This window comes from Sinorhizobium sp. (genome assembly GCF_059070375.1).
Genome location: NZ_JCACWC010000003.1, coordinates 733,626 through 759,617 on the forward strand (window position 1 = coordinate 733,626; position 25,992 = coordinate 759,617).

Here is a 25,992-nt window from a genome sequence, read left to right on the forward strand (position 1 = left end):
GCCGACACACCGCTCCTTATATCATCACCGCCCGGGGAACAGAAATATGCAGCATTTCAAGGACTTTGCGCTCACCGCCTGGAACCTCGGGGGGCCTTCCCTTTAGAACCGGTCGCGCAGTGCGTACCAGCTGAGCGCCAGGAACAGGAGTGCCGAGCGGAACCGCGTTCCGCCGGGGAAGGCCGGGATTTTAAGCTGCTTCAGCAGATCGAGCTCGGTGGACTTGCCGAGCGCGAGCTCGGCATAGAGTTTGCCGCAATAATTGGCGAGCATGACGCCATGGCCGGAGTAACCGCCGATCGTGGTGACGCCCGGCATGACCTCGCGGCAGAAGGGTTGGCGCGGCATGGTGATGCCGACCGAGCCGCCCCAGGCGTGAGTGATCTCCACATCGGCGAGATCCGGGTAGATTTCGCAGATCTGCCGGCGTATGTGCGCCGAAATGTCGCGCGGATTGTCGGCAGTGTAGGCCTCGCGCCCGCCGAAGAGCAGCCGCCCGTCTTTCGATTTTCGGAAATAGCGTACGACGAAGCGCGAATCGTCGACCGATTCGCCCCCCGGCAGAATCCCAGTATGGCCGTGCAGCACCGTCGTCGCGCCGATGAAGGAGCGGATCGGCATGACGTGGCTCGCGGTCACGGGCTCGAGATTGCCGATATAGCCGTTGCAGGCGATTAGCGCCCGGTCGGCCGTGATCGTGCCGCTCGTCGTCTCGATGACGACCGCGCCGCCCTTCTTCTCGATCTTGAGCGCCTTCGTTCCCTCGTAGAGATTGGCGCCGGCGAGCGCCGCCTGTCTGACGAGCCCCACAACCAGCTTCATCGGGTGGATGTGGCCGGTCCCGGTGTCGCGGATACCGAAGTGGTAATGGCTGGAGCCGAGCCGGCTCACGGTTTCCTCGCGATCCATGAAGGAAAGGTGCGGATAGCCGTAGCGCTCGGTCATCGCCTCGACGTGGTTGCGATAGTCCCTTTCGAGGCTTGCCTTGTGGCCGACCGAGAGCTGGCCCGGCATGAATTCGATGTCGATCGCGTGCTCTTCGGCAAATCCCAGGACATAGCGCTTGGCGTTCTCGGCCATATCGAAGAGCCGCTGCGCCCATTCGCGGCCGAGCACCTCCTCCGTTTCGTCGGCCCAGACACGTTGCCCGGTGCCGAACTGCCCGCCATTGCGGCCCGAGGCGCCGTCGCCGAAGCGGCAGGCGTCGATCAGGGTGACGTCGGTCCCGCTCCGAGCGAGATTGCAGGCGGCCTGCAGGCCGGTATAGCCGCCGCCGATAATGGCGACGTCGGCCTTGCGGGAGCCCGGCATGACCGGGAAGGCGGGCCGCTCGGGAGTCGTCGCCTCGTACCAGGAATATCCGGGCGAAATCGGGCTTTGCCAGGTCATGGAAACCTATTCCGGATCAGACATTCAGGAGCAGGAACTCGCGTTCCCACGGGCTGATGACCTGCATGAAGGTTTCGAACTCGCCGCGCTTCACGCCGGCATAGATGGCGATGAACTCGGCGCTGAAGACCTCCGCCAGCGCGGGAGCCGATTCGAGCAGCGAAACCGCCTCGAGCAGCCCTCGCGGCAGTTCGATTTCGCCCTCATTGGCGGTGTGTTCCGTGGGCGGTGTCGCCTGCAGGCCCTCGATGATGCCGAGATAGCCGCAGCCGAGCGAGGCCGCGAGCGCCAGATAGGGGTTGGCATCCGAGCTCGGCAGGCGGTTCTCGATGCGCCGGGCGACCGGATCCGAGACAGGGATGCGGAACGCCGTGGTCCGGTTGTCATAGCCCCAGGCGGTGTTGACCGGCGCCGACATGTCCGGCGTGAGGCGCCGATAGGAATTCACATAGGGCGCCATCATCGACAACGTCCGCGGCACGTAAAGCTGCATGCCGCCTATGAAGGAAAAGAACGCCTGGGAGGGTGAGCCGTCGGGATTGGAGAAGATATTGCGGCCGGTCTCGATGTCGACCACCGATTGGTGGATATGCATGGCGGAGCCGGGCTGGCCCTGCATGGGCTTCGCCATGAATGTCGCATAGATTCCGTGCTTCAGCGCAGCTTCGCGGATGGTTCGCTTGAAAAGGAAGACCTGGTCGGCAAGCTCGATGGGATCGCCGTGCCTGAGGTTGATCTCAAGCTGCGCCGGCCCCTCTTCGTGGATCAGCGTATCGATCTCGAGGCCTTGCTTTTCGGAGAAATGGTAGATGTCGTCGATGAGCTCGTCGAACTCGTTGATGCCGGCGATCGAATAGCCCTGGCCGCCGAGGATCGAACGGCCGGACCGGCCCTTCGGCGGCCGCAGCGGATAGTCCGGATCGTCGTTCTGGGCGACGAGATAGAATTCGATCTCCGGCGCGACCACCGGTTTCCATCCCTTCTGCCGGTAGAGCTCGATGACGCGCTTCAGCACGTTGCGCGGCGTATAGCTGATCTGCTCGCCCTGGGAGCCGACGATGTCGCAGATAACCTGGGCCGTCGGGTCGCTTTCCCATGGAACGATGGAAAGGGTGGACAGGTCCGGAACGAGCTTGATGTCGCTGTCGCGGGAATCATAGCGGAATTGCCCGGTCTCCTCCGGATATTCGCCGGAAATCGTGTGCCGGTAGATCGCCGAGGGCAAGGCAAGGGAGGTATTGGACGTGAACTTGGACGTCGGCATCATCTTGCCGCGCGCAACGCCCGCAAGGTCGGGCGTGATGCACTCGATATCTTCGATGCCGCGGATCTTGAGCCAGTCGACCGCTTCGGTCCAGGTCTTCACGCCACGGGCGGCATGCAGGGCGAGGGGTATTTTCGAACTCTTGCTGACCTTTGCTGTCTCTTGGGCAACACTTCTCTTGGAAGACATAAATCACCGGGTTTGGCTTCGGATAGCGCAATCATAGCCGCAGTTCGGCAATTAGCTAGATGCACGCGATTGACTTTCGCCCTGCTCACCGGAAAGGAGGGTACGGAAACAGAAGGGAGCTTCCGTGGCGCAAATGCAGGACGTGGTGATCATCGGGGCGGGCGCCGCCGGCATGATGTGCGCCATCGAGGCGGGCAAGCGCGGGCGCCGGGTGCTCGTCATCGACCACGCCCGGGCGCCCGGCGAGAAGATCCGCATCTCCGGCGGCGGCCGCTGCAATTTCACCAATATCCATGCGTCCCCCAGGAACTTCCTGTCCGGCAACCCGCATTTCTGCAAGTCGGCGCTTGCCCGATACCGGCCGCAGGACTTCGTCGCTTTGGTCGAGCGCCATGGCATCGACTGGCACGAGAAAACGCTCGGCCAGCTCTTCTGCGATCATTCGGCCAAGGACATCATCCGCATGCTGATGGCGGAGATGAGGGCAGCGGGAGTGCAACTGAGGCTCGAAACCAGCATCGGGGAGGTTGAGAGGACCGCCTCCGGGTTCCGTGTGACGACGAGCGCCGGCGCGGTCGACGCCGCCTCGCTGGTCGTGGCAAGCGGCGGCAAGTCCATCCCGAAAATGGGAGCGACGGGTCTTGCCTATCGCATCGCGGAGCAGTTCGGCTTGCCAGTTGTCGAAACCCGCCCGGCACTGGTTCCCCTGACACTCGACCAGGCGCAGCTCACCAAGCTCGGCGCGCTTGCCGGCGTCGCGGCCGATGCCGAGGCGCGGTTCGGGAAGGCCGCCTTCCGCGAAGCTGTCCTCATCACCCATCGAGGCTTGAGCGGGCCGGCTATCCTGCAGATTTCATCCTATTGGCGTGAGGGTGAGGAGATCGTCCTCCGGCTGATGCCGGACATCGATATCGCCTCGATCCTCAAGGGAATGCGCCGGACGAACGGCCGCCAGGCAGTCCAGACGGCACTTGCCGACATCCTGCCGCGCCGGCTCGCGCAGTTCTTCGCCGACGAAGCGAAGCTGACGGGGCGCCTGCTTGCCGACCTTTCCGACAAGGCGATCGACGCGCTTTCCAGCTCCATCCAGGCCTGGGCGGTAAAGCCGGCGGGATCGGAAGGCTACCGGACGGCCGAGGTCACGCTCGGCGGCGTCGATACGCGTGCGCTCGACTCCCGGACCATGCAGGCAAACGAGATCCCCGGCCTCTACTTCGTCGGCGAGTGTGTCGACGTGACCGGCTGGCTCGGAGGCTACAATTTCCAATGGGCCTGGGCGTCGGGCTTCGTCGCCGGTCAAGACGTGTAACCGTGCGGCAAAATTGGTGATTTGCTTCTTCAGCCATTCTTAAGGGAAATATAACGGAAATTACTGAACCTGTTTATCATGGCGCGACAGCCGCGAAGGCAGCGGAAGTCAACAAGCGGAAACCACATTGTTTCCATTTCGGGGACTTTCTTCAGCCGCAGGATGGATGCACCATGATCGTAACGGCAAAGGCAGACCGGTCTTTGCCGGCAACTCGTAGTGCTGCAGCGACCTTTGCGCGCCCGAGACGCTCGGTGCTGCAGCGACAAGGACAAGAGGCCATGAACCAGCAACGCCGCCGTCCCCGTGCAATAGCCATAGCCCGCGCAGAGAAAAGCCGCGGGCAGAACGAATTGACGGCTTACCTCGCGACGCTCGCTCTGTTTGCCGTCACGGCCGTTGCTCTCTTTTCCTGGCTTTAAAGCGTCGCTTCCGACGAACCCCGTCGATACGCCGGGGGACCGGTATTCCCTCCGCACGGGGCCAATTCCGCTTATGGAATTCTTAATCGTTTGAAACGATTATGGCGAGCAAATGAGCACCGCCAGGTCCTCGCCGCCAAGCCGGCTGCGCGGTCCCGCAATGACTGCTGGCGGGCTGGCGGCGTGCGTCGCATGACTTTCCGAAAAACATCAGCCTGTTTGCGCATCGGGTGGCGCCCGAGCGCCTTTGGTGCGTTCACCTGACGCGCCCCGGAGCGCTTCGAGCCATCGGGGAGGCGAACGCGCGCTGTAGCCAAGGTGTTTTCCATGCTCATCGACAGGATACTTGCCCGCTTCAAGATTCAGACGAAGGTTCTGTTCTTCATCCTGCCCTTCGTCGTCAGCATCTCGGCCGTCGGGATAACCGGACTCTATGCCTCCGGACTGCTGCAGGGCCGCATGGAGATTTCGAACAGCGTCCTCAAGACGCTGAGCGGCTTCAAGGACGTCTATGCCCAGATGAACAGCTTCCTGCAGCGGACGACCGACGAAAGTCGCCGGATGCTCAAGGATGCAATCGTCACGCAGAAGGAAGTTCTGGCCGAAACTGCGGCGCAGGTTGCGGGCGGAAACGGCCAAGACGAGCTGGCTGCCGCCATTGCCGCGACCAGCGACATCGAGACGCGCATCGACGGGCTCTGGACATTGCATGAAGGCGAGCAGAAGCTCCGGGCCGAGACGAGGGCCGGTCTGGAGCGCCTGGCGGCCGAACAGGCGAAGATCAACGACGAGGCGAACCGGCTGCAATACGCGGTGCGCAAGGACGAGAATGCGGCGAAGACGATGCTGCGCAACGCCGAAAAACTCATGCGCGCCAGCCGCTTCTATGCCGAATTCGCGACCGAGGTGAGCGGGGCGATAACGGTCGAGGAGAAGCTCAAGGTCGCAGAGGGCCACTACCCGGCCATAGGCCGCACGCAACGGGATATCTTCGTGCTTTTGCCGAAGGGCGAGAAATCTCTTGCCGAAACCGTCAATTCTGCTTCCGGGACGATCGGCGCACTTATCAAGGCGCCGCCCGGCCCTGAAACGCTCGCCGGCCTTTCCAAATATGTCGACCGTTTCCGCACCGCCAGTTTCCGATTGGAGGCAGCTTCGGTCGGCAAGATGCGCGAGGCGACGCAGATATTCAGCGAGCTCGACGGCAAGATCGCGGGCACCGAGTCGGTGCTGACCGCGACACGCAGGCTCTCCACATCGCTTACGGACATCCAGATCGCCGCCGCGGCATTTCTCGGAACGACGAGCGAGGAAAGCCGCAAGAAGCTTCTCGACAAGTTCCTTGCAGTCCAGTCCAACCTCACCACTCTGCGCGGCATCGCGAGCGGCATGAGCTTCTTCGATCAGGCCGCCGGCGCACTTCTGCCGATCATCGAGGGGATGAAGAAGGATGGCCTTGCGCTGGTCAAGATCTCGGATAAGCGCACTGTGGAATTCGAGGCCGCAGGCGCCGCGATCAACGAGATCTGGAGCGATCTCACCGGTTTTGCCGAGCAGCAGAAGGTCGCCGCCGGCAGCGAACGCGCGGAAGCCAATCAGATCTCCGTTGCGGCGACGATCACCGGCGTCGTGATCGCGCTTCTGGCAGGCATCGCGCTCACGCTCACGCTGAAAAAGCCGATCGGCCAGATCACCGCCGCCATGCGGCGGTTGGCGGACGGCGCGCTCGATACGTCGATCGACGGCGGCACGCGCCGCGACGAGATCGGCGACATGGCGCGTGCTCTCGGCGTCTTCAAGGAAAATGCGCTCTCCAAGGTGCGCATCGAGGCGGAAAGCGCCGAAGAGCGTGCCCGCGCGGAAGCCGAGCGCAGCCGCAACGATGCGGAGAAGCGCGAGCTCGACAGGCAGATCGATCTTGCGGTGAGCGAGCTCGCAGCCGGACTCGGACGCCTGGCCCAGGGAGACCTGTCGCGTCAGATCGAGGTGCCCTTCGCCGGCCGCCTCGAACAGTTGCGGCTGGACTTCAACGGATCGCTCGTCCGCCTTCAGGACACGCTGGCGCAGATTCGCGCCAATGCCCAGGCGATCCAGCAGGGTGGCGCCGACATGCATCGGTCCGCCGACGCGCTGTCGAAACGGACGGAGGCTCAGGCCGCCTCGCTCGAGGAGACGGCCGCGGCCGTCGACCAGATCACCGTGACGGTACGCTCCTCGGCGGAGCGGGCGCACGAGGCGAACCAGGCCGTGTCTCATACGAAGCGGAGCGCCGACAGTTCGGCAACGGTCGTCACCAGCGCCGTCGCCGCCATGGGACGCATCGAGGCGGCCTCCCGTCAGATCGAGCAGATCATCGAAGTGATCGACGATATCGCCTTCCAGACCAACCTTCTGGCGCTCAATGCCGGTATCGAAGCGGCGCGTGCCGGCGAGGCGGGCAAGGGCTTTGCCGTCGTCGCGCAGGAAGTACGCGAACTGGCGCAGCGCTCGGCCGAGGCGGCGCGAGAGATCAAGGGGCTGATCGATAAATCGACCGAAGAGGTGAGTTCCGGCTCACGTCTCGTCAAGGAAACGGGCGCGGTGCTCGCCTCGATCAGCGCCGAGATCGTCACGATCAGCCAGCATGTCGAGATGATCGCCACGGCCAGCCGCGATCAGGCTGCGGCCCTGAACGAGGTAAACGGTTCCGTCAACCAGATGGACCAGATGACGCAGCAGAACGCCTCGATGGTCGAGGAGGCGACCGGCACCAGTCGGGCGCTCGCCAATCAGGCGGATACGCTGATGATGCTCGTCGAGCAGTTCCGGCTCGAGCCGCCGGCCGCAGCCGACCACAGCTACCGGGCGGCATAGCCGGATTCAAACGCATTGAATGGCGCCGCGCATCCCGGATGCGCGGCGCTTTCATTTGGCGCCGCCGGCGCAGGAAACAGTAAAGCTGCCGCCACAACCATCGCTTGTCTCCGCCGGTTGCCGCTTGCGGAACACTGCCGCAAGCAGGCGCTTCGCGAAGGGCCGCCGACGGCTCTGCGGTGGGGGTTCGAACCTCTCGTCCCAGGGACGGTTCCTCGAAGCCATATCGAACAGCAGTGCCATTGCCATCATATCCATGGTGATGCTCCTTCATTCTTGGGCATCCCCTTTTTTATGCATCCGGAATTGTTTTACATACAGCCGATTTCCCCATATGTTTTTCAGTTATGAAAAACACGGACTGGGACATATACCGCTGCTTCGTCACGGTGGCGCGTACCGGCGGGTTGACCGGGGCGGCGCAGGCGACGGGGCTCAGCCCCGCGACGGTCGGCCGCCGGATGCTGGAGCTCGAGGAGCGCACCGGCCGCTCGCTCTTCATCCGCAGCCAGACCGGCTACACGCTGACGGGAGACGGCCGCTTTCTCTTCGAACAGCTGCAGGAAATGGAGGCGGCGGCCCGCAAGGTCGAAAGCTGGCAGAAGGAGGGCGAGGGGGCGACCGTTGTCCGCATCGCGGCCGGCACATGGGTCTCCTGGCTGATCGCCGAGAATTTTCCCGCCATCTGCACGGAAAGGGACGCTTTCGGCCTTTCTCTGACGATCGGCGAGGCGCGAGCGAATCTGGCCTATCGCGAAAGCGATATCGGCATCCGTGCCTTCGAACCGGAGGAAAGTTATCTTGCGGCGCGGCCGGTGGGCGAAGTCGCCTATGCCGCCTACCGGCAGAAGAACGCGCCGGGCGGAATGGAACGCTGGGTCGCAGTCGCCGAAGGGGATGCAATATCGGCCTATCTGAGATGGCCGCACGAGCATGCGCCGGGCCGGATCGTTGCAACCGTCACACGGCCTCGCTCATTGCTGGACCTCGCGCGAGCCGGCGCGGGACGGGCGGTGCTGCCCTGTTTCGTCGGCGATCTCGATCCCTTGCTCGAGCGGGTGGGAGACGAGATCGAGCCGCTCAGACACCGGCAGTGGATCGTCATGAACAACGAGGATCGCTACAGGCGCGACATCCGAACCGTCGTAGACCGGATGACGCGTTTCCTGCGCAGCCACACGGACCTTTTTGCCGGCAAGCGCCCGCCGCGCAATTCGGCATGAGCCTCCAAACGGGACCGGCCGGCGCTGCGGCCGGCCGGTCACGTTTCATTTGTGTCGACCTCGTCCGGCGCGGACCTCGCGGACCGCCGGCCTTTGCCTGTTGAAGTGGCTGCAACTCAGGGCGGAAAGGATGAGTGCTACCGTTGTCCAGGTGACGACAGCCATCAGTGCCGTCCCTGGGTGACGATGACGGGGATCAGCAGATCGCCCCAGTTGCCGTCGCCGCCGTGATGGCGGGCCGAACGGACCAGTTCGACGGAAACGCCGGCGTCCACGGCCTTCATGACGGCCTGGTTGAGGCGGTGCAGGTCGTTGGCGACCATGCGGATCGCCGCCTGCTGTTCCGGTGTCATGGCCGACGATTGTTCCTCGGCCCGTTCCTTGACGCGTGTCTGTACAGTCATCGGAGTGCTCCTCTGGGCGATGGTCGCGGGGACATCTTCGACCCGCTTCAGTTTCGAGGTCTGGTTGGGGACGCGCGGCGGGGCAGGGGTGCCGCGCGTCCCGCTCGTTCATTCTGCTGCCGGGCGGAACTGATCGTGCTCGGTGGATTCCTTCATGGCAGTGGTCGACGACTGGCCGCCGGTGATCGCGACCGACACGGCATCGAAATAGCCGGTCCCCACTTCGCGCTGGTGCTTGGTCGCCGTATAGCCGTTGGCTTCGGCTGCGAATTCCGCTTCCTGCAGTTCCGAATAGGCCGCCATCTGCCGGTCCCTGTAGCCGCGCGCCAGTTCGAACATGCCGTAGTTCAGCTGGTGGAAACCGGCGAGCGTGATGAACTGGAACTTGTAGCCCATGGCACCCAATTCGCGCTGGAACTTGGCGATCGTCGCGTCGTCGAGGTTCTTTTTCCAGTTGAAGGACGGCGAGCAATTATAGGCGAGCAGCTTGCCCGGATGCGCCCTGTGCACGCCTTCGGCGAACTTGCGCGCCTGCTCCAGATCGGGCTTGGAGGTCTCGCACCAGATGAGATCGCAATGCGGTGCATAGGCGATCGCGCGGGCGATGCAGGGCTCGATGCCGTTCTTCACCTGGTAAAAGCCCTCGACGGTGCGGCCGGCATCGTAGTCGACGAAGGGGCGGTCGCGCTCGTCGATATCGGAGGTGAGCAGCTTCGCCGCTTCCGCGTCGGTGCGGGCGATGACCAGCGTCGGCGTACCCATTACGTCGGCGGCAAGCCGTGCCGCGTTCAGATTGCGGATATGCGCCGCGGTCGGGATCAGCACCTTGCCGCCGAGATGCCCGCACTTCTTTTCCGACGCGAGCTGGTCCTCGTAGTGGACGCCCGCCGCACCCGCTTCGATGAAGGCCTTCATGATCTCGAAGGCGTTGAGCGGCCCGCCGAAGCCGGCTTCCGCATCGGCGACGATCGGAGCGAACCATGTATCGACGGAGAGACCCTTGCCTTCCGCCGTCTCGATCTGATCGGCGCGCTGAAGCGTGCGATTGATGCGCTTGGCAAGTTCCGGAGCCGCGTTGGCCGGATAGAGCGACTGGTCCGGATACATGGCGGAAGCGGTGTTGGCGTCGGCTGCGACCTGCCAGCCGGAGAGATAGATCGCCTTCAAGCCCGCGCGCACCATCTGCATCGCCTGATTGCCGGAAAGCGCGCCGAGTGCATTGACGAAGTCCTCCTCATGGATGAGCTTCCAGAGGCGGTTCGCACCCATTTCGGCAAGCGAATAACGGATCTCCACCGAGCCCCTGAGCCGCTTCACGTCCTCGGCGGAATAGGGCCGCTCGATTCCATCGAAGCGCCCCTCCGGCGCATTTGGAACGAGCTTGTAAAAATCAGTCATACTTGCCTCCTGGTGAAATCGCTTCGTCTTCGGCTTTCGTCTTTCGGCGCCTCTAGGCCGAAAGATCATGTGACAGTTTTTACATTGCGCTGCATAAACCTGCTATCGAATTCCCGTAGCTGGCGGCTGGAAACGGGTTAGCTTGTCTTGCCTTTGACAGTATGCGGAAGTAAATTTGTAAAAGATGTCAAAGCGGATCATTTGCCGAATTTGTAAAGGGAATTACAATGGCCGAGAACAAGATCTTTGCCGGGCCGCGGGTCAGGCGAATCCGAAACGGCCTTCAGCTGACGCAGACGGCCATGGCCGAGGCGCTTGGCATCTCTCCTTCCTATCTGAACCTCATCGAGCGCAACCAGCGGCCGCTGACGGTGCAACTGCTCTTGAAACTGGCCTCCGTCTACAAGGTCGACCTCGAAGAGCTCCAGGGCGAGGCGGGCAGCGGTCTTGCGCAGCTACGCGAGGTCTTTGCCGATCCGCTGCTTGCCGGCGAACTGCCGGGGGATCAGGAGTTGGTGGAGGTCGCCGAAGCGGCGCCGAACGTCTCGGGTGGCATCGTCAAACTTCATCGCGCCTACCGCGAACAGGCGTCGCGGCTGAGGGATCTCGCCGCCCTGCTGGCGGGCGAGGGACACATGGCGGCACTTGCGGATACGCGCCTGCCGATGGACGAAGTCCGCGAGGCGTTCGAGGCACGGGCCAATCACTTCGCCCGCATAGAGGAGGCGGCGGAGGCCCTGCATGCAAGCCTCTCGCCCGGAGACGATCTTTCAGGCGCAATGAAGGCTTGGCTCAGAAGGGAGCACGGACTGGCGGTGCGGACGCTGCCGGTGCACGTGATGCCCACCCTGCGCCGCCGCTTCGACCGCCACTCGATGCGCCTCTTCGTCTCCGAACGCCTGTCGCCCTTCGATCAGCTGCGCGAGATCGCGATCGAGGTGGCTTCGATCGCCTGCCATGAGGCGATTGCCGCCGAGCTCGAGCAGTTCCGCTTTGCCACGGCCGAAGCGCGGCGCATCGGCCGCTTCGAACTCGCGCGCTATGCCGCCCATGCGCTGATGATGCCCTATGCGGCATTTCTCGCCGCCGCGCAGCGGATGAAATACGATGTGGCTGTCCTGGCGGCGCGTTTCCAGGTCTCCTACGAGCAGGTCGCCAACCGTCTGACGATGCTGCAGCGGCCCGGTGCGGCGGGGGTTCCGTTTTTTCTCATCGAGATCGACAGCGCCGGCAACAGGTTGCGTCGCGCCGGGGCGCAGGGATTTCCCCATGCCCGGTTCGGCGGCGGCTGTCCCAAGCTCAACGTCCAGGCTGCCTTTGCCGTGCCTGGCCAGGTTCTCGTCGATCGGGTCGGAATGCCTGACGGCACTGAATTCATCACTGTCGCACGCACCGTCGACGGTCCGCAGGCCGCCTTCCACGAACGGGTTCGGCGAACCGCGATCCTCGTCGGTTGCGAGGCCGCCTTCGCGAACGAGATGGTCTATGGCGCCGCCGCAGTCATGCCGGCGATCGCAATCGGTCCGGCCTGCCGGCTTTGCGAGCGGCAGGGGTGCCTGGCGCGCGCCGAACCGCCGATCACCCGACCGCTCGGTCTCGACGAAATGGCCACCGGGCTGAGCGTCTTCGACTTTCAGTGAGGCCGCGCGAAATGGCACGCAATCCGCAGGCTGATGTCGTTATGACGCCAGCAACTCCCCGAAGCGCTCCCCATCCCTGCGACAAGGACAGAGTGCGGTAAGAGGAGGAATTTTCGCGTGAAAAACCGCGAACCACTTTTTTCCTGGAACCGCTCTAACTCCTTGAGCTTATCGAGAAAGATGCCTAACCTCCGCATCGGCACGATCAAAAGACGGGGCGTAACGGCACTGGAGAAGAAATTACTGTCCCGAGCCGATAATCAAGAGGGGAGTTGCATGTCCAAACTCATCGTCGCAACCTTGACCACCGCGGTGCTTGCGGGATCGACCATGCTGGCTTCGGCCCAGGAGCGGGTCGTCAACGTCTATAACTGGTCGGACTATATCGATGACAGTATCCTCGAGGATTTCACCAAGGAGACCGGCATCAAGGTCGTCTATGACGTGTTCGACTCGAACGAGATTCTGGAAACGAAGCTGCTCGCCGGCGGTTCCGGTTACGACGTCGTCGTTCCGACGGCCTATTTCCTGCAGCGCCAGATTGCTGCCGGGGTGTTCCAGAAGCTAGACAAGTCGAAACTGCCGAACATTTCCAACATGTGGGACATGGTCATGGAGCGTACCGCGCAGTACGATCCCGGCAACGAATACGCCGTCGACTACATGTGGGGCACGACCGGCATCGGCTACAATGTCGAGAAGATGAAGGAGATTCTCGGCACGGACGAGAAGCCGAACTGGGATGTCATTTTCGACCCGGAGATTGCGGCGAAGTTCAAGGACTGCGGCATCCATCTCCTCGATTCGCCCACCGACATCATGCCCTCGGCGCTCGCCTATCTGGGGCTCAATCCCGACAGCCACGACCAGGCGGACCTCGAAAAGGCAGCCGACCTGCTGATGAAGGTCCGGCCCAATATCCGCAAGTTCCATTCGTCCGAATATATCAACGCGCTGGCGAACGGCGACATCTGCCTCGCCGTCGGCTTCTCCGGCGACGTCTTCCAGGCGCGCGACCGGGCGGCCGAGGCCAAGGCCGGCGTAACCGTCGACTACTCGATCCCGGAGCAGGGCGCCCAGATGTGGTTCGATATGCTGGCTATCCCCGCCGATGCGCCGCATGTCGCCGAGGCGCATGAGTTCATCAACTACATGATGAAGCCGGAAGTCATCGCCAAGGCCTCGAACTACGTGTTCTACGCCAACGGCAACAAGGCCTCGCAGGAGTTCCTCGACAAGGAAGTGCTCGAAGACACCGCCATTTATCCATCCGATGCCGTGATGCAGAAACTCTTCACCACGACGCCCTTCGAGGCCAAGGAGCAGAGGGTATTGACCCGGCTCTGGACCAAGATCGTCACTGGTCAGTAGGAAAACGAATTGCCCGGACCTCAAATCCGGGCAATTTTCTGCATGTTTCTGCGCTCAACTCTCGACGTGTCGGCGCCGTCCATTGCGTATGGGCTGTGCCATTCGAGGATAGATGATGAAGTCTCTCGGAAGTATCCGGCGTTCTTTCGCGCCATGGGCGGACCCCGCCTCCAAGCCTTTCATTTCCGTCAAGAACGTCACCAAGAAGTTCGGTGACTTCACCGCCGTGGACGATCTTTCACTGAACATCTACACGCGCGAATTCTTCGCCCTGCTCGGCGCTTCGGGCTGCGGCAAATCCACCCTCCTGCGGATGCTGGCCGGTTTCGAGCAACCGACATCGGGCGAAATCATCCTCGACGGCCAGAGCCTAGCGGGCATCCCGCCCTACCGCCGCCCGGTCAATATGATGTTCCAGTCCTATGCGCTGTTTCCGCACATGACGGTCGAAAACAACGTCGCCTTCGGCCTGAAGCAGGACGGAATGCCGAAAGCGGACATCGCCGAACGCGTCGCGCAGATGCTGAAGCTCGTCAAGCTCGAGAAGTTCGCCAGGCGCAAGCCGCATCAGCTTTCCGGCGGCCAGCGCCAGCGCGTCGCCCTTGCCCGTTCTCTGGCAAAGCGGCCGAAGGTGCTGCTGCTCGATGAGCCGCTCGGCGCGCTCGACAAGAAGCTGCGCGAGGAAACGCAATTCGAGCTCATGGACCTCCAGCAGGAACTCGGCCTCACCTTCGTCGTCGTCACTCACGACCAGGAGGAGGCGATGACCATGGCGGACCGCATCGCCGTCATGAGCCACGGCAAGGTCGTCCAGGTGGCGACGCCGGCGGAGATCTACGAAGCGCCGAATTCGCGCTTCGTCGCCGATTTCATCGGCGACGTGAACATATTCGACGGCAAGGTCACCTCGGCCGGAGACGGCTATATACGTGTCGAGACGACGGGCGGTATACCGGTCCGGATGGCGTCGCCGGAAACACCGGGAAACGGCGCAAAGGCGGCCGTCGCCATCCGGCCCGAGAAGATCAGAATTGGCCGACAGCCGCCGGCGCATGCGCCGGTGAACGCCGCCGAGGGCGAGATATGGGACATCGGCTATCTCGGCGATATGACGGTTTTTCACATCCGGCTGAAGGACGGCAAGGTCGTCAAGGCGTCATCGCTGAACGCGGTGCGGGCGGTCGAGGACCCGCTCGGTTACGACCAGCAGGTCTGGATCTCCTTCGGTGAAGATGCGGGCGTCGTTTTGAAGGATTGAAGCCATGGCGAAACTCGCCTCAGCCATCGTCAGCCGCCTGGTCATAATCATTCCCTATGCCTGGCTCCTGTTCTTCTTCCTCATTCCTTTCTTCATCGTCTTCCGCATCTCGCTGTCGCAGACGGCCGTCGCTATGCCGCCCTATATGCCAGTCTTCGACCTGGCGGGCGGCCTTTCCGGCATCGTGGAGAAGCTCGGCGAATTCTCGCTCGACAATTACGTATGGCTGACGGAGGACGTCCTCTATTTCAACGCCTATATATCGAGCGTCGTCATCGCCGCCATCTCGACCCTTCTGACGCTCCTGATCGGCTATCCGATCGCCTATGGCATGGCGAAGGCGCCGCGTTCGCTGCGACCCACGCTGCTGATGATGGTGATCCTGCCCTTCTGGACGAGCTTTCTGATCCGCGTCTATGCCTGGATCGCCATCCTGAAGCCGGAGGGCCTGCTCAACCAGTTTCTGTCGGCGGTCGGCCTGATCGATCAGCCGCTCATCATCCTCAACACCAATTGGGCGATCTATATCGGCATCGTCTATTCCTATCTGCCCTTCATGGTGCTGCCGATCTACTCGGCCCTTGAGAAGATGGACCATTCGCTGACCGAAGCCGCCCAAGACCTCGGCTGCACGCCTGCCGCCGCCTTCTGGCGCGTGACCTTTCCCCTGTCGCTCCCCGGCGTCGTGGCCGGCTGCCTGCTCGTTTTCATTCCGGCTGTCGGCGAATTCGTGATTCCCGACCTCCTCGGCGGCTCGGAAACGCTGATGATCGGCAAGACCTTGTGGAGCGAGTTCAATTCCAATCGCGACTGGCCGGTTTCGTCTGCCGTGGCGATCATCCTGCTCATGATCCTGGTGATACCCATCGTCTATTTCCAGAACATCCAGGCCAGAACCGACGGCGAGGGGAGGTGAGCTATGGAGAAGTGGTCCCGTTTCAACATCGCCTCGGTCGTTCTAGGCTTCGGCTTTCTCTATCTGCCGATCGTGCTCCTGGTGATCTTCTCCTTCAACGAGTCGAAACTGGTCACCGTCTGGGCGGGCTTCTCGACCAAATGGTACAGTCAGCTCTGGCATAACCAGGGCCTTCTGGACGCGGCCTGGGTAACGATCCGGGTGGCGTTCCTTTCGGCGACCTGTGCGACCGTCCTCGGAACTCTGGCGGCACTCGCGCTGGTGCGCTACACCCGATTTCGCGGCCGTGTTCTCTTTTCCGGCATGGTCTATGCGCCTCTGGTGATGCCGGAGGTGATCACCGGCCTGTCGCTGCTGCTGCTCTTCGTGGCGATCGGGTTCGACCGCGGTTTCTGGACGATCACGCTCGCCCATATCACCTTCACCATGTGCTTCGTCGCGGTCGTGGTTCAGTCGCGTCTTCTGAGCTTCGACCAGTCGATCGAGGAGGCGGCGCTCGATCTCGGCGCGACCCCGGTCAGGACCTTCTTCGCGATCACGCTGCCGGTGATCGCGCCGGCGGTCTTTTCCGGCTGGATTCTCGCTTTCACGCTCTCCCTCGACGATCTCGTGATTGCAAGCTTCACGACCGGGCCGGGCGCCACGACGCTGCCGATGAAGATCTACAGCCAGGTCCGCCTGGGCGTGACGCCGGAAATCAATGCCATCTGCACGATCCTGATCGGCATCGTCGCTTTGGGTGTGATCGTCGCATCGATCGTCACGAAGCGTCGTGAAGTCCAGCGCGAAAAGGACGAGCGAGCAGCCTTCGCGGCGATTGGTTGAGCGAGGGCGTGTTGGGGTTCATCTCGCGTTTGTGACGGCTGCTCGGAGGAGTGCCATCTCTTTTCCTCCTCATCTCTCACGAGCACAGGGGTGAGGAGATCAAACAAGCCGCGGCGAGAATCCCAATCTCAACAGGCTTCAAAGCACTTCCACGAAAAGTGTGTAACGGTTTTCCGTCCGGAAGTGCGTTGTCTCAAAGATGTTACTGTGGACTGAGGAGAACCGACAGCGGTGAGATTACTGCGTTCGGCCAGGACCCGCCGATGAAGAATTGCAGCGGCTCCTTGCCGGCCTCGGGGCCTGCGAGCGTTCCCGCCAGGGCGAGACTGCCGCTTCGATAGGGGATGACGCCGGTCACCGAAATATTGCCGGCGGGGCCGACGAAAGCGGCCCGGTCCAGCCGCGCGGTGCCGCTGCCGAAGGTCGCCTCGATGTCTGCCGTCTGGAACTCGAGCGTGCCGTCGCTTGCCTGCGACAGGGAGAAGAATTCCCCCTTGCGCACGAGATCGGTGAAGGCGTGAACGTCGAAATCGGCGAGCCTGCCGTTGGTGAGCGAATAATCGAGACGGCCGAAGACATCGGCGATCCCCGTCTCCCAGAGGGGGCGGCCGGTGGCAAGATCGATGCTGAGAACGCCCCGGCCGGTCGGAACGGGACCCTTGAGGCCGAAGCTGTCGAGGACGGCAGCGAAGTCGGCGTCTTTCAGGTTCATCTGCAGCTTGCCGCCTTGCCCCAGCCCTTTGTCCGAGAGCACGGCGCGGCCGCTCAGCCTGCCATTCGCATAGGTGCTGTCGCCGATGTCGAGCGAAACCCGGCTTCCATCGATCATCACCCCGGCAGCGACATCGGTCAGGTGCAACGGACCGGCCAGGACTTCCTGGGACGACAGCCGGACATCCAGACGCCAGCCCCCGACAAGAGCCTGGGCCATCCGCCATCCGCGGTCGTCCTCCTGCGCCGGCTTCAGCGTTGTCAGGGGCAAGCCGTTGAGGTCGATCCGGTCGAAGGCGAGCGTGCCTTCCACGCGCGGCTCCTTGCCGGACGGCAATTGCACATCCAGAACGCCCGTCGCCGTGGCTTCGCCGACCGCCAGCTGCAGGTCCTCGAGCTTCAACGCCGTCTCACCGGTGGTCACCCTCGTATCGATACTGAACCCGCCCGGAGGCAATCCCGCATCCGGAGCCCCGCGGTACCACGCGGCAAGTGCTGCCAGTGAAGGTGCGGACATCTGCAGATGGCCGAAGGCGAAAGGCTGGGTCGAGAAATTGCCGGTACCCTCGAACGAAAAGGTCAACGGAGCCGAGGTGAGCGATGTCTTGAGAGCGGCGTTGCGCCTGGCAAAGAGGGCGAGCGGCTCCTCGCATACGAAGGCCCAGCCCACCGATTCGCCGCCGATGAGCGCCGAGAATTGTGCGCTCAGCCGCCCTCCGAAGGAAGGCCATTTGAGGGTACCGGAAATCCCCGCGACGTCTATTCCCTCACCGGTTGGCGCCATGTGGTCGACAACGCGGAAGCGGCCATTCTCGATGGTGATGTCTCCGAAGGGAGCCTCGTCACGCGGCGCGGTATTCCCCGGCGGCACCAGCCAGTCCGGTTTTTGCCAGTTGAACGCGCCGTCGGCCGCGCGCTCGAGCGTGAGGACCGGATCGACGAGCGTGATCTCGTCGAGAGCCTGTTCGCCACGAAGTGCGGAAAGCAGGCTGAACGAAGCGGTGATGCGGCCGATCTCGGCGAGCGGGCGCGGCTCGGGTCCGGTGGAGACGATCGTCGTGGCTGGGAGCGTCACCACGGGTTCCGGCCAGAACCGGACTTCCGGCTCGCCGCTGATCGTGCTTTTCCCGCCCGACCAGTCGTCGAGCATCTGCTCCATCGCCGCGCGGGCCTCGGTCGTCGAAACCACGAGCGGCAGCGCGGCATTGTATGCGGCGGCGAGGGCGATGCCTATGGCGGCCGACCAAACGAGGTGGCGCCGGCGAAGCCGCGCCCACAGGCGCGAATCGCCCAATATCTGGAACATCTTCCTCGTCATTTCGGTCGGACTGCCATCGCCTCGGGTAAGCCGCTTGGATAGGACTTCGGCCTGCATAATGCAAATGCCACTGACATGGAAATGTCGCCGTCGCGATCATGAGGAGCCGCATCCGCACTGTTTGTTCCGCGCTGCAGCATGATATAGAAAGTCCGAAGAGTGGAGGAAAGCATGCAAGCAGAACGACCTTTATGGGTTCCGGACAGGGAAATTCTCGAGCGCAGCCCGATGGCTGAGTTCATCGCCTGGTGCGGGGAGCGCTTCGGGCGCAGCTTTTCCGACTATGATGCCTTTCATGACTGGTCGGTGACCGAGCGCGGCGATTTCTGGACCGCCGTATGGGAGCATTGCAAGGTGATCGGCGAAGGCGGAGAAAGGGCGCTCGTCGACGGCGACCGGATGCTCGATGCCCGCTTCTTTCCGGAAGCGAAGCTCAATTTCGCCGAAAACCTGCTGCGGAAGTCGGGGACCGGCGATGCCCTGATCTTCCGCGGCGAGGACCAGGTGAGCTATCGGCTGACCTGGGACGAACTGCGCGCCCTGGTGTCGCGTCTGCAACAGGCGCTGAAGGCGCAGGGGATTGGCGTCGGCGACCGCGTCGCCGCTATGATGCCGAATATGCCGGAGACGATCGCCCTCATGCTTGCGACCGCTTCGGTCGGCGCCATCTGGTCGTCCTGTTCGCCCGATTTCGGCGAGCAGGGCGTTCTCGATCGCTTCGGCCAGATCGCCCCCAAGCTCTTCGTCGTTTGCGACGGCTACTGGTATAACGGCAAGCGGCAGGACGTGGACGCGAAGGTGCGTGCGGTGGCCAAGGCGCTCGGGGCGCCGACCGTCATCGTTCCCTATGCCGGAGACAGTGCCGCGCTTGCGCCGACCGTCGATGGCGGGGTGACGCTTGCCGATTTCATCGCCGAATTCCAGGCCGGACCGCTTGCCTTCGAGCGCCTGCCGTTCAGCCACCCGCTCTATATACTGTTCTCCTCGGGCACGACCGGCGTACCCAAATGCATCGTCCATTCTGCCGGCGGAACGCTGCTGCAGCACCTCAAGGAACATCGCTTCCATTGCGGGCTGAGGGACGGCGAGCGGCTGTTCTATTTCACCACCTGCGGCTGGATGATGTGGAACTGGCTGGCCTCGGGCCTCGCCGTAGGCGCAACGCTGTGCCTCTATGACGGCTCACCTTTTTGCCCCGACGGCAACGTGCTCTTCGATTATGCCGCCGCCGAACGCTTCGCCGTGTTCGGCACGTCGGCAAAATATATCGACGCCGTGCGCAAGGGTGGATTCACTCCGGCAAAGACGCACGACTTGTCGTCCTTGCGGCTCATCACGTCCACCGGCTCGCCGCTTTCGCCGGAGGGCTTCTCCTTCGTCTATGACGGCATCAAGGCCGATGTCCAGCTCGCCTCGATTTCCGGCGGGACTGACATCGTCTCCTGCTTCGTGCTCGGCAATCCGCTGAAGCCCGTGTGGCGCGGAGAGATCCAGGGCCCCGGCCTCGGCCTCGCCGTCGATGTCTGGAACGACGAAGGCAAGCCGGTGCGCGGCGAAAAGGGCGAACTCGTCTGCACCAGGGCGTTTCCGTCGATGCCAGTCATGTTCTGGAACGATCCGGACGGCTCGAAGTATCGAGCCGCCTATTTCGACCGCTTCGACAACGTCTGGTGCCACGGCGATTTTGCCGAATGGACGCCGCATGGCGGCATCGTCATCCACGGCCGCTCCGACGCGACATTGAATCCCGGCGGCGTGCGCATTGGCACGGCGGAAATCTACAACCAGGTCGAACAGATGGATGAAGTCGCCGAAGCACTCTGCATCGGCCAGGACTGGGAGGACGATGTCCGCGTCGTCCTGTTCGTGCGGCTGGCCTCCGGAGTCGAGCTGACCGAAGGACTGACAAGGGAGATCAGGAACCGCATCCGGTCCGGCGCCTCGCCGCGGCACGTGCCGGCGAAGATCATCGCCGTCGCCGACATCCCTCGCACCAAGTCCGGCAAGATCGTCGAACTGGCTGTGCGCGACGTGGTGCACGGCCGTCCGGTCAAGAACAAGGAAGCGCTGGCGAACCCGGACGCTCTCGACCTCTTCGCGGGGCTGGAGGAACTCAAAAGCTGAATTCGTCTATGACCTGCGCTCGAGCGACCGGGACACCAGGATGACGGGGACCATCCCGGCCAGGACGATGATCATCGCCGCAACGGAGGCGTCTTCCACCTTCGCCCGCGAGGCATCCTCGTAGACCAGCGTCGCGAGCGTATTGAAATTGAACGGACGCAGCATGATGGTCGCGGAAAGCTCTTTCATCGTCTCTATGAAGACGAGGAGCGCGGCCGTCAGCACTGCGGGCCGCATCATCGGCAGGAGGACCGCCCGCAGCGTCTGGCCGCTCGTGCGACCGAGCGCGCGTGCGGCCATGTCCAGATGCGGCGACAGTTTCTGGAAGCCGGCCTCGAGCGTCCCTTCGGCCATGGTCAGGAACCGGACCGTGCAGGCATAGATGATGGCAAAGCCGGTGCCGCTCATGAGCAGGCCGGTGGAAATCCCGAAAAGCCCCCGCATCTCGGCGTCGATGGCGTTGTCCAGGGCCGCGAGCGGAAAGAGCACCCCGATTGCCAGGACCGTCCCGGGCACGCCATAGCCGAAGGAGGCGAGCCGCCCGGCGATATCGCTGATGCGCGAACGCCCGGTGCGCGCGGCATAGGCGAGCACGAAACCTAGGAGCACGGTCGCAAACGCCGTCAGGCCGGAGACGAGGATGCTGTGCAGCAGCGCACTCAGGAGGCGCGGCGCCAGGAACTGGTCGAGGCGTTTCAGGGCATAGTCGCCCAGAACGAGGAAGGGAACGGCAAAGCCCGACAGTGTCGGCAAAAGGCAGGCGGCCGTCGCTGCCCATTTCTTCCAGCCGGAAAGTTTCAGCCGCGCGGCGTCGTGAACTGCGGCCGTGGTCTTCTGGCTCGCAAAGCGCTGTCTGCGGCGCGCCGCCCTCTCGACCATCATCAGCGCGATGACGAAAACCAGCATGATGCAGGCGATCTGCGCCGCGCCGGCGAGGCTGCCGCGGTTGAGCCAGGTGTCGAAGATGGAGAAGGTCAGGGTCTGCACGCCAAGAAATTCGACCGCCCCGATATCGTTCAGCGTTTCCATGGCAACGAGCGTGAGGCCGATCATGATCGCCGGCCGCGCCATCGGAAGCTGGACGCGAAAGAAGACCTTCAGCGGTCCGGCGCCGAGCGTCCGGGCTACGTCCGCGGCAGCGCGGCCCTGCATGAGGAACATGGAGCGGCAGGCGAGATAGATATAGGGATAGAGCACCGAGCTCAGCACGAGCACGGCCCCGCCGAGGGAGCGCACGTCGGGAAACCAGTAATCGCGGCTCGTCTGAAATCCGAAGAGGGCTCGGATCAGGCCCTGCACAGGGCCGGTGAAGGTGAGCAGCTCCCCGAAGGCATAGGCCGAAAGATAGGCCGGTATGGCAAGCGGCAGCACCAGGGCCGCGGAAAGGAAGCGGCGTAACGGAAATTCATAGGTTGCCACAAGCCAGGCGGTGACGATGCCGATCACGGCGGTGGCGGTGCCGGTGAACAGGACCAGGAGAAGCGTGCGACCGGTTGCGCGCGGGATCACGTTTTCGATGAGATGCGGCCAGTCTGCGGTGCCGCCGGAAATGGCGAGCCACGCAATGGCAAGAATCGGCATGAGCACGACGGCGGAGGCGAGTCCGGCCCAGCCGGTGAGCAGCGGATGGTGAAGGCCGGTGCCGGAGCTGGCGTAGCGCCGCTTGAGGCTTTTGGCGGTGAAGTGCAAACGATCCGTCCGAAGCAATGCCGATCGAAATGACGAGTGAGGAAACGGCCCGCAGTTTCCTCAACCTTCGAGAACCGACAAACTGGTTCCTTCAGGTCAACATTTCCTTACAGCATTCGGTTTCAATTGGCCAAGACGCGTTGTGAGGGAAAGGATATTTCCACCAGTGTGCCCTCGTTCGGGGCGGAAGTGATGGCAAACTGCGCTCGGTTCGCTTCCGCCATCGCCTTGGTCAGCGGCAGGCCGAGGCCGGTGCCGTCGCCGCGCTTGCGGCCGCCGGTCGTGACCTGACGGAAGGGCTTCATAGCCTGGTCGAGCTCGTTGCGGGTCATGCCGATGCCGGTGTCGCGGATTCTCAGCATGACGCTGCCATTGGCCTCGTAGGACGTCGACACGACGATCTGGCCGCCCGACGGCGTAAAGCGGATGGCATTCGCGAGGATGTTCAGGGCGATCTGCTTGATCGAACGGTCGTCGGCGACGACTTCGGGCACGGAGCCCGACAGCGAGGTGCGGATGATCACGCGCTGGCTATTGGCCTGCGGCTGCACCAGCGACACGGCCTCGGAAACGGCCTCATTGAGATCAACGGCGCCGAAGTCGAGATCCATCTCGCCGGCCTCGATCTTCGAGATGTCGAGCAGATCGTTGACGATGTCGAGGACATGCCGTCCCGACCGGCCGATGTCGCCGGCATATTCGATATAGCGCGGATGGCCGATGGGGCCGAAATGCTCGCTGGCCATCATGTCGGAAAACCCGATGATGGCGTTGAGCGGCGTGCGGATTTCGTGGCTGACCCGGGCCAGGAATTCCGTCTTGTGAGCATTTGCCGTCTCGGCGGCGCGCTTGGCGTTGCGAAGTTCCTCCTCGGTCCGCTTCCACTGGGTGATGTCGCGGATGACGGCGCAGTAACCATTGGAGGAGGAGAGCCGGCCGATGGTCATGAACAGCGGAATGAAGCCGCCGGCGGCCTCGCGGCCGATCACTTCCCGGCCATCGTTGAGCACGCTTGCGACGCCGTGGCCGGAAAGGCCCTGGAGATAGTCGATCACCGCCTTCTGGCTCTCATGGGCGAAGAGCGCGGCGAACGGCTTTCCGCGCATATCGGCCTCGTCATAGTCGAAAAGCGCGCTTGCGGAGCGGTTCATCGTCCGGATGTCGCCGTCTCGTCCGAGGACCACGACCCCATCGGTCGCGGTCTCCAGAATCGATCGGAGCTCGTCGATCTCCATCCGGAGCCGGCTTGCTTCTGCCGCTCCTTCGTCTTCGAGCGCCTGCTTCTCCGCTTCGCTTGCGCCGGCCGGGGTCAGCGCAAGCATCAGCGCGCTCTTTCCTTCCCAGCGGATTGAATGCAGGTGGGCCCCGACGGGAACGAGCCTGCCATCCTTGCGGACCAGCGTCATGGTTCCGTTCGGCTTTGCCGCGCCTGCCTCGTTTCCGAGAGCGAACAGGGCCTCGAGGCCACCCTCCTGCTCGAAGGCTTCGAGATCCTCATATCCGGTCAGCCGCAGGAATTCCGCATTGGCATGCAGCAAGGCGTCGCCGTGGTGAACCAGCAACGCGACCGGCAGCCTGTCGAGAATCTCGCTGCTCATGGCTGCGCCGTTGCGTGCGGTGAAGCCGGGCTCCGTTGCCGCAGCAGGGGTTTCGCCCGCCGGCGCCGCATCGTGCCGTCCGCCTGGCGCCTCGGCTTCCTCCGTCTGTCGGCTTTCTTCCATGGCAGCCGGCGTGCTCAGGGAGGTGTCCGCTGCGTGCCGGCCTTCGGATCTGCCCTCCTGCGGCAGCGGATCAGGGGCGAAATGCTCGCCGAGCTGCCTTGCAATCTCGCGGAAGGCCGCCTGCTCGCCGCGGGTCAGCGCGCCGGCTCCCGCCGGTCGGCGCTCGTCGAGGTCGATGACCTTGTCGGAGGCCTGCCGTCCGGTCGTTTCGACGACCCGCAACGCGGGCTGTTCGCCGCGGAAAGGGTCTTCCGATACGTCCGGTGCAACCTCGGCCGCATCTTTCCCACTGCCGGCGGCAGGGCCGGTCCTGGAGCCAGCCTCAGCCTGCGGCGCATCTGCGCCCTCAGCCGACATGTCGCTTGAAGGCTGCGCGATCTGCGCCGGCGCCGGCCGGTCGAGGGAAAGCCCGGCCGCCTTCGCGTCCGGCACGGCGTCGGCGACCCTGACGATGCCGAAGCCGCGGAAGCCGTCGAACTCGCGCGAACGGGAATAGGTGGGAAGGGCGGCGAGATCGACCGGCACCTTGAGATTGGTGCCCTGGACCGGCCAGAAGATCGTTTTGCCGGACCAGGTATCGCGGCGGTGCAGAAGCTCGTTGATCTTGTCGTCGGGGTCGAGATCGTAGCGGTCGGCGAGATCGGTGAAGGTCACGCCGATCACGTCGGCGGCCTTCGGGCCGACGGCTGACGCGAACTCTTCGGAGATTTCGCTGAAACGTCCCTCCGCGTCGATCTTCCAGACGAACCGAACCGCCCGTCCGCCGGCCGCAAAGGCAAAGTCGGCGGTTTCGCCGCCACGATTCGCATCGCCAGCCGGTTCGCCGGAAGCCGGTTCGGCTTCAAGCGGCGTTTCAGGCTCGGCGAGATCGGCCGCCTCGGCCTCGTCCTTCGGAGCGAGCTCCCCTTGCGCATCCTCCGCGGTGCCGTTCTCGACAGGCACTTCGTGTTCTCTCGCTGCAGCCGCCTCCGGGGCCTCGGCTTCCTCAACGGGCGCCTCCGCCTGGTCCGTCTCCGCCGGTGTCGCGGACGGAGGAACCGCCTCTCGTGTTTCGCTCGACGGCGCAGGTGCGGCGGGGATCGCCTGCTCCTGCGCTGTTTCGCCGACAGCCTCTCCGGTCTCCGGTTTTTCGAGGATTGCCTCCACCGCGAAGAGCAGGTGGAGGGCCGGGTGGTCCGAAATCTTGCCGACTGCAGCCGGCAGGCGCCCTTTTTCCGTCGCGACCGGACGCTTGATCAGGCGATCCTTGTCGTTCGCAGCGGCTGCAACGAGCGTTCGGCGAATATCCGCCGAAAGGCCAAGACTCTCGAAGCCGGGCGAGCCGGCAATGATGGACCCGTCGCTATCGAGCACGGCCATGTGCGTGTCCGGGCCGTCGAGCCCGGCAATCATAGCCTCGGCGCGGGCCTCGGCCGAAAGCGCCTTGCCGTTGTTCGGCGCGGTGAACAGAATTGCCTCTTCCCCGGGCGCGATGCGGATCATCTCCACGGCGGCGTTGAGCGGAAGCCGGCGAAAGCCCGATGCCATACGGATCAGAAGCTGCCGGCGGTCCCCGACGGCGGCGAGCTGCGCCGCGGCGGCGCGCAGCTGGCGAAGCGAAAGATCGCTCGGATCGAGGTCGGTATCGATGAAATCGTAGACCGAGGCCGTCCCGAACAGCTTTGCGCCCTGGTCGTTGGCCCATAGCACCCGCGCGACACTTTTCGAAAAAAGGACGGACGCATCCCCCCGGGCAAAATGCTCCCGCACCCGTGCATGCACGGCAATGTCGATGAAGGGGTACTGTCTTTCGGGCATCGGCAGACCTACTGACGGATCGCTTGCGCGTTAACGCTCTATTAATACCCAGCCCATCGGCGAGGGTCCAGCAACGGTGCGGCCTCGGCCACGTCTTTCGGCGCGGAAGGTTAATGTGCACCGATTATTGTGCGATGCACAAATTTATTGCAACGCACAACAAAATCGGCT

General features: G+C 63.4%; 17 protein-coding genes. 9 read left to right on the forward strand and 8 right to left on the reverse strand.

Annotated elements, in window-relative coordinates; translation table 11 throughout:
• Positions 1 to 102: 102 nt before the first annotated feature.
• Both AC5J09_RS15535 and AC5J09_RS15540 read right to left on the reverse strand, forming a co-directional pair.
• The gene (locus AC5J09_RS15535; RefSeq protein WP_100669529.1) at positions 103 to 1,389 is read right to left on the reverse strand and encodes an NAD(P)/FAD-dependent oxidoreductase; all 1,287 of its coding nucleotides are present in this window, start codon (positions 1,387 to 1,389) and stop codon (positions 103 to 105) included.
• A gap of 16 nt (positions 1,390 to 1,405) precedes the next feature.
• Complete coding sequence (locus AC5J09_RS15540) at positions 1,406 to 2,842, reverse strand: glutamine synthetase family protein (RefSeq protein ID WP_018094261.1); 1,437 nt, start codon at positions 2,840 to 2,842, stop codon at positions 1,406 to 1,408.
• A 124-nt stretch (positions 2,843 to 2,966) separates the two neighbouring features.
• Here AC5J09_RS15540 and AC5J09_RS15545 point away from each other — a divergent pair, with 124 nt between their 5' ends.
• On the forward strand, positions 2,967 to 4,151 hold the full coding sequence (locus tag AC5J09_RS15545) for a BaiN/RdsA family NAD(P)/FAD-dependent oxidoreductase (protein ID WP_494297966.1): 1,185 nt from the start codon (positions 2,967 to 2,969) through the stop codon (positions 4,149 to 4,151).
• A 749-nt stretch (positions 4,152 to 4,900) separates the two neighbouring features.
• Positions 4,901 to 7,426, forward strand: a complete 2,526-nt coding sequence (locus tag AC5J09_RS15550; RefSeq protein ID WP_494297967.1) for a methyl-accepting chemotaxis protein — start codon at positions 4,901 to 4,903, stop codon at positions 7,424 to 7,426.
• 51 nt (positions 7,427 to 7,477) lie between these two features.
• On the opposite strand, the gene AC5J09_RS15555 is transcribed toward AC5J09_RS15550, so the two are convergent.
• Positions 7,478 to 7,684 carry a hypothetical protein gene (locus tag AC5J09_RS15555; protein WP_100669521.1) on the reverse strand — a complete coding sequence of 69 codons (207 nt, stop codon included), beginning with the start codon at positions 7,682 to 7,684 and terminating at the stop codon, positions 7,478 to 7,480.
• Positions 7,685 to 7,773: 89 nt separating this feature from the next.
• Between AC5J09_RS15555 and AC5J09_RS15560 the strand changes: the two genes are divergently transcribed.
• The gene (locus AC5J09_RS15560) at positions 7,774 to 8,649 is read left to right on the forward strand and encodes a LysR family transcriptional regulator (RefSeq protein WP_494297968.1); all 876 of its coding nucleotides are present in this window, start codon (positions 7,774 to 7,776) and stop codon (positions 8,647 to 8,649) included.
• Positions 8,650 to 8,813: 164 nt separating this feature from the next.
• Here the strand turns inward: AC5J09_RS15560 and AC5J09_RS15565 are convergent, their stop codons facing one another.
• Entirely contained in the window at positions 8,814 to 9,053 is a 240-nt protein-coding gene (locus AC5J09_RS15565) for an SMc00767 family acetate metabolism repressor (RefSeq protein ID WP_003527087.1), read from the reverse strand.
• 108 nt (positions 9,054 to 9,161) lie between these two features.
• Positions 9,162 to 10,451 (reverse strand): isocitrate lyase, encoded by a 1,290-nt coding sequence (gene aceA, locus AC5J09_RS15570; RefSeq protein WP_100669517.1) that lies wholly within the window; start codon positions 10,449 to 10,451, stop codon positions 9,162 to 9,164.
• 227 nt (positions 10,452 to 10,678) lie between these two features.
• Here aceA and AC5J09_RS15575 point away from each other — a divergent pair, with 227 nt between their 5' ends.
• The 5 genes from AC5J09_RS15575 to AC5J09_RS15595 all read left to right on the forward strand — a co-directional run bounded on the left by AC5J09_RS15575 (position 10,679) and on the right by AC5J09_RS15595 (position 16,461).
• Positions 10,679 to 12,091 (forward strand): helix-turn-helix domain-containing protein, encoded by a 1,413-nt coding sequence (locus AC5J09_RS15575; RefSeq protein ID WP_494297969.1) that lies wholly within the window; start codon positions 10,679 to 10,681, stop codon positions 12,089 to 12,091.
• 276 nt (positions 12,092 to 12,367) lie between these two features.
• On the forward strand, positions 12,368 to 13,462 hold the full coding sequence (locus tag AC5J09_RS15580) for a polyamine ABC transporter substrate-binding protein (protein WP_018094267.1): 1,095 nt from the start codon (positions 12,368 to 12,370) through the stop codon (positions 13,460 to 13,462).
• A 115-nt stretch (positions 13,463 to 13,577) separates the two neighbouring features.
• Positions 13,578 to 14,720, forward strand: coding sequence for an ABC transporter ATP-binding protein (locus AC5J09_RS15585; RefSeq protein ID WP_494297970.1), 1,143 nt, complete (start codon positions 13,578 to 13,580; stop codon positions 14,718 to 14,720).
• Between the two features lie 4 nt (positions 14,721 to 14,724).
• Positions 14,725 to 15,636 (forward strand): ABC transporter permease subunit, encoded by a 912-nt coding sequence (locus AC5J09_RS15590; protein WP_018094269.1) that lies wholly within the window; start codon positions 14,725 to 14,727, stop codon positions 15,634 to 15,636.
• A gap of 3 nt (positions 15,637 to 15,639) precedes the next feature.
• Positions 15,640 to 16,461, forward strand: a complete 822-nt coding sequence (locus tag AC5J09_RS15595; RefSeq protein ID WP_018094270.1) for an ABC transporter permease subunit — start codon at positions 15,640 to 15,642, stop codon at positions 16,459 to 16,461.
• 202 nt (positions 16,462 to 16,663) lie between these two features.
• Here the strand turns inward: AC5J09_RS15595 and AC5J09_RS15600 are convergent, their stop codons facing one another.
• Positions 16,664 to 18,490, reverse strand: coding sequence for an AsmA family protein (locus AC5J09_RS15600; RefSeq protein WP_494297971.1), 1,827 nt, complete (start codon positions 18,488 to 18,490; stop codon positions 16,664 to 16,666).
• A 171-nt stretch (positions 18,491 to 18,661) separates the two neighbouring features.
• Between AC5J09_RS15600 and AC5J09_RS15605 the strand changes: the two genes are divergently transcribed.
• Complete coding sequence (locus tag AC5J09_RS15605; RefSeq protein ID WP_494297972.1) at positions 18,662 to 20,614, forward strand: acetoacetate--CoA ligase; 1,953 nt, start codon at positions 18,662 to 18,664, stop codon at positions 20,612 to 20,614.
• Positions 20,615 to 20,620: 6 nt separating this feature from the next.
• Here AC5J09_RS15605 and AC5J09_RS15610 read toward each other — a convergent pair whose 3' ends face one another.
• Both AC5J09_RS15610 and AC5J09_RS15615 read right to left on the reverse strand, forming a co-directional pair.
• Positions 20,621 to 22,303 carry an ABC transporter permease gene (locus tag AC5J09_RS15610; RefSeq protein ID WP_275596735.1) on the reverse strand — a complete coding sequence of 561 codons (1,683 nt, stop codon included), beginning with the start codon at positions 22,301 to 22,303 and terminating at the stop codon, positions 20,621 to 20,623.
• Positions 22,304 to 22,425: 122 nt separating this feature from the next.
• Complete coding sequence (locus AC5J09_RS15615; protein ID WP_494297973.1) at positions 22,426 to 25,821, reverse strand: PAS domain S-box protein; 3,396 nt, start codon at positions 25,819 to 25,821, stop codon at positions 22,426 to 22,428.
• Positions 25,822 to 25,992 lie beyond the last annotated feature (171 nt).

Bases quoted from the DNA above. Each gene is read 5' to 3' on its own strand.
- AC5J09_RS15535 (WP_100669529.1), bottom strand. From the start codon at position 1,389: ATGACCTGGCAAAGCCCGATTTCGCCCGGATATTCCTGGTACGAGGCG.
- AC5J09_RS15540 (WP_018094261.1), bottom strand. From the start codon at position 2,842: ATGTCTTCCAAGAGAAGTGTTGCCCAAGAGACAGCAAAGGTCAGCAAG.
- AC5J09_RS15550 (WP_494297967.1), top strand. From the start codon at position 4,901: ATGCTCATCGACAGGATACTTGCCCGCTTCAAGATTCAGACGAAGGTT.
- AC5J09_RS15555 (WP_100669521.1), bottom strand. From the start codon at position 7,684: ATGGATATGATGGCAATGGCACTGCTGTTCGATATGGCTTCGAGGAAC.
- AC5J09_RS15560 (WP_494297968.1), top strand. From the start codon at position 7,774: ATGAAAAACACGGACTGGGACATATACCGCTGCTTCGTCACGGTGGCG.
- AC5J09_RS15565 (WP_003527087.1), bottom strand. From the start codon at position 9,053: ATGACTGTACAGACACGCGTCAAGGAACGGGCCGAGGAACAATCGTCG.
- aceA (WP_100669517.1), bottom strand. From the start codon at position 10,451: ATGACTGATTTTTACAAGCTCGTTCCAAATGCGCCGGAGGGGCGCTTC.
- AC5J09_RS15575 (WP_494297969.1), top strand. From the start codon at position 10,679: ATGGCCGAGAACAAGATCTTTGCCGGGCCGCGGGTCAGGCGAATCCGA.
- AC5J09_RS15580 (WP_018094267.1), top strand. From the start codon at position 12,368: ATGTCCAAACTCATCGTCGCAACCTTGACCACCGCGGTGCTTGCGGGA.
- AC5J09_RS15585 (WP_494297970.1), top strand. From the start codon at position 13,578: ATGAAGTCTCTCGGAAGTATCCGGCGTTCTTTCGCGCCATGGGCGGAC.
- AC5J09_RS15590 (WP_018094269.1), top strand. From the start codon at position 14,725: ATGGCGAAACTCGCCTCAGCCATCGTCAGCCGCCTGGTCATAATCATT.
- AC5J09_RS15595 (WP_018094270.1), top strand. From the start codon at position 15,640: ATGGAGAAGTGGTCCCGTTTCAACATCGCCTCGGTCGTTCTAGGCTTC.
- AC5J09_RS15600 (WP_494297971.1), bottom strand. From the start codon at position 18,490: ATGACGAGGAAGATGTTCCAGATATTGGGCGATTCGCGCCTGTGGGCG.
- AC5J09_RS15605 (WP_494297972.1), top strand. From the start codon at position 18,662: ATGCAAGCAGAACGACCTTTATGGGTTCCGGACAGGGAAATTCTCGAG.
- AC5J09_RS15615 (WP_494297973.1), bottom strand. From the start codon at position 25,821: ATGCCCGAAAGACAGTACCCCTTCATCGACATTGCCGTGCATGCACGG.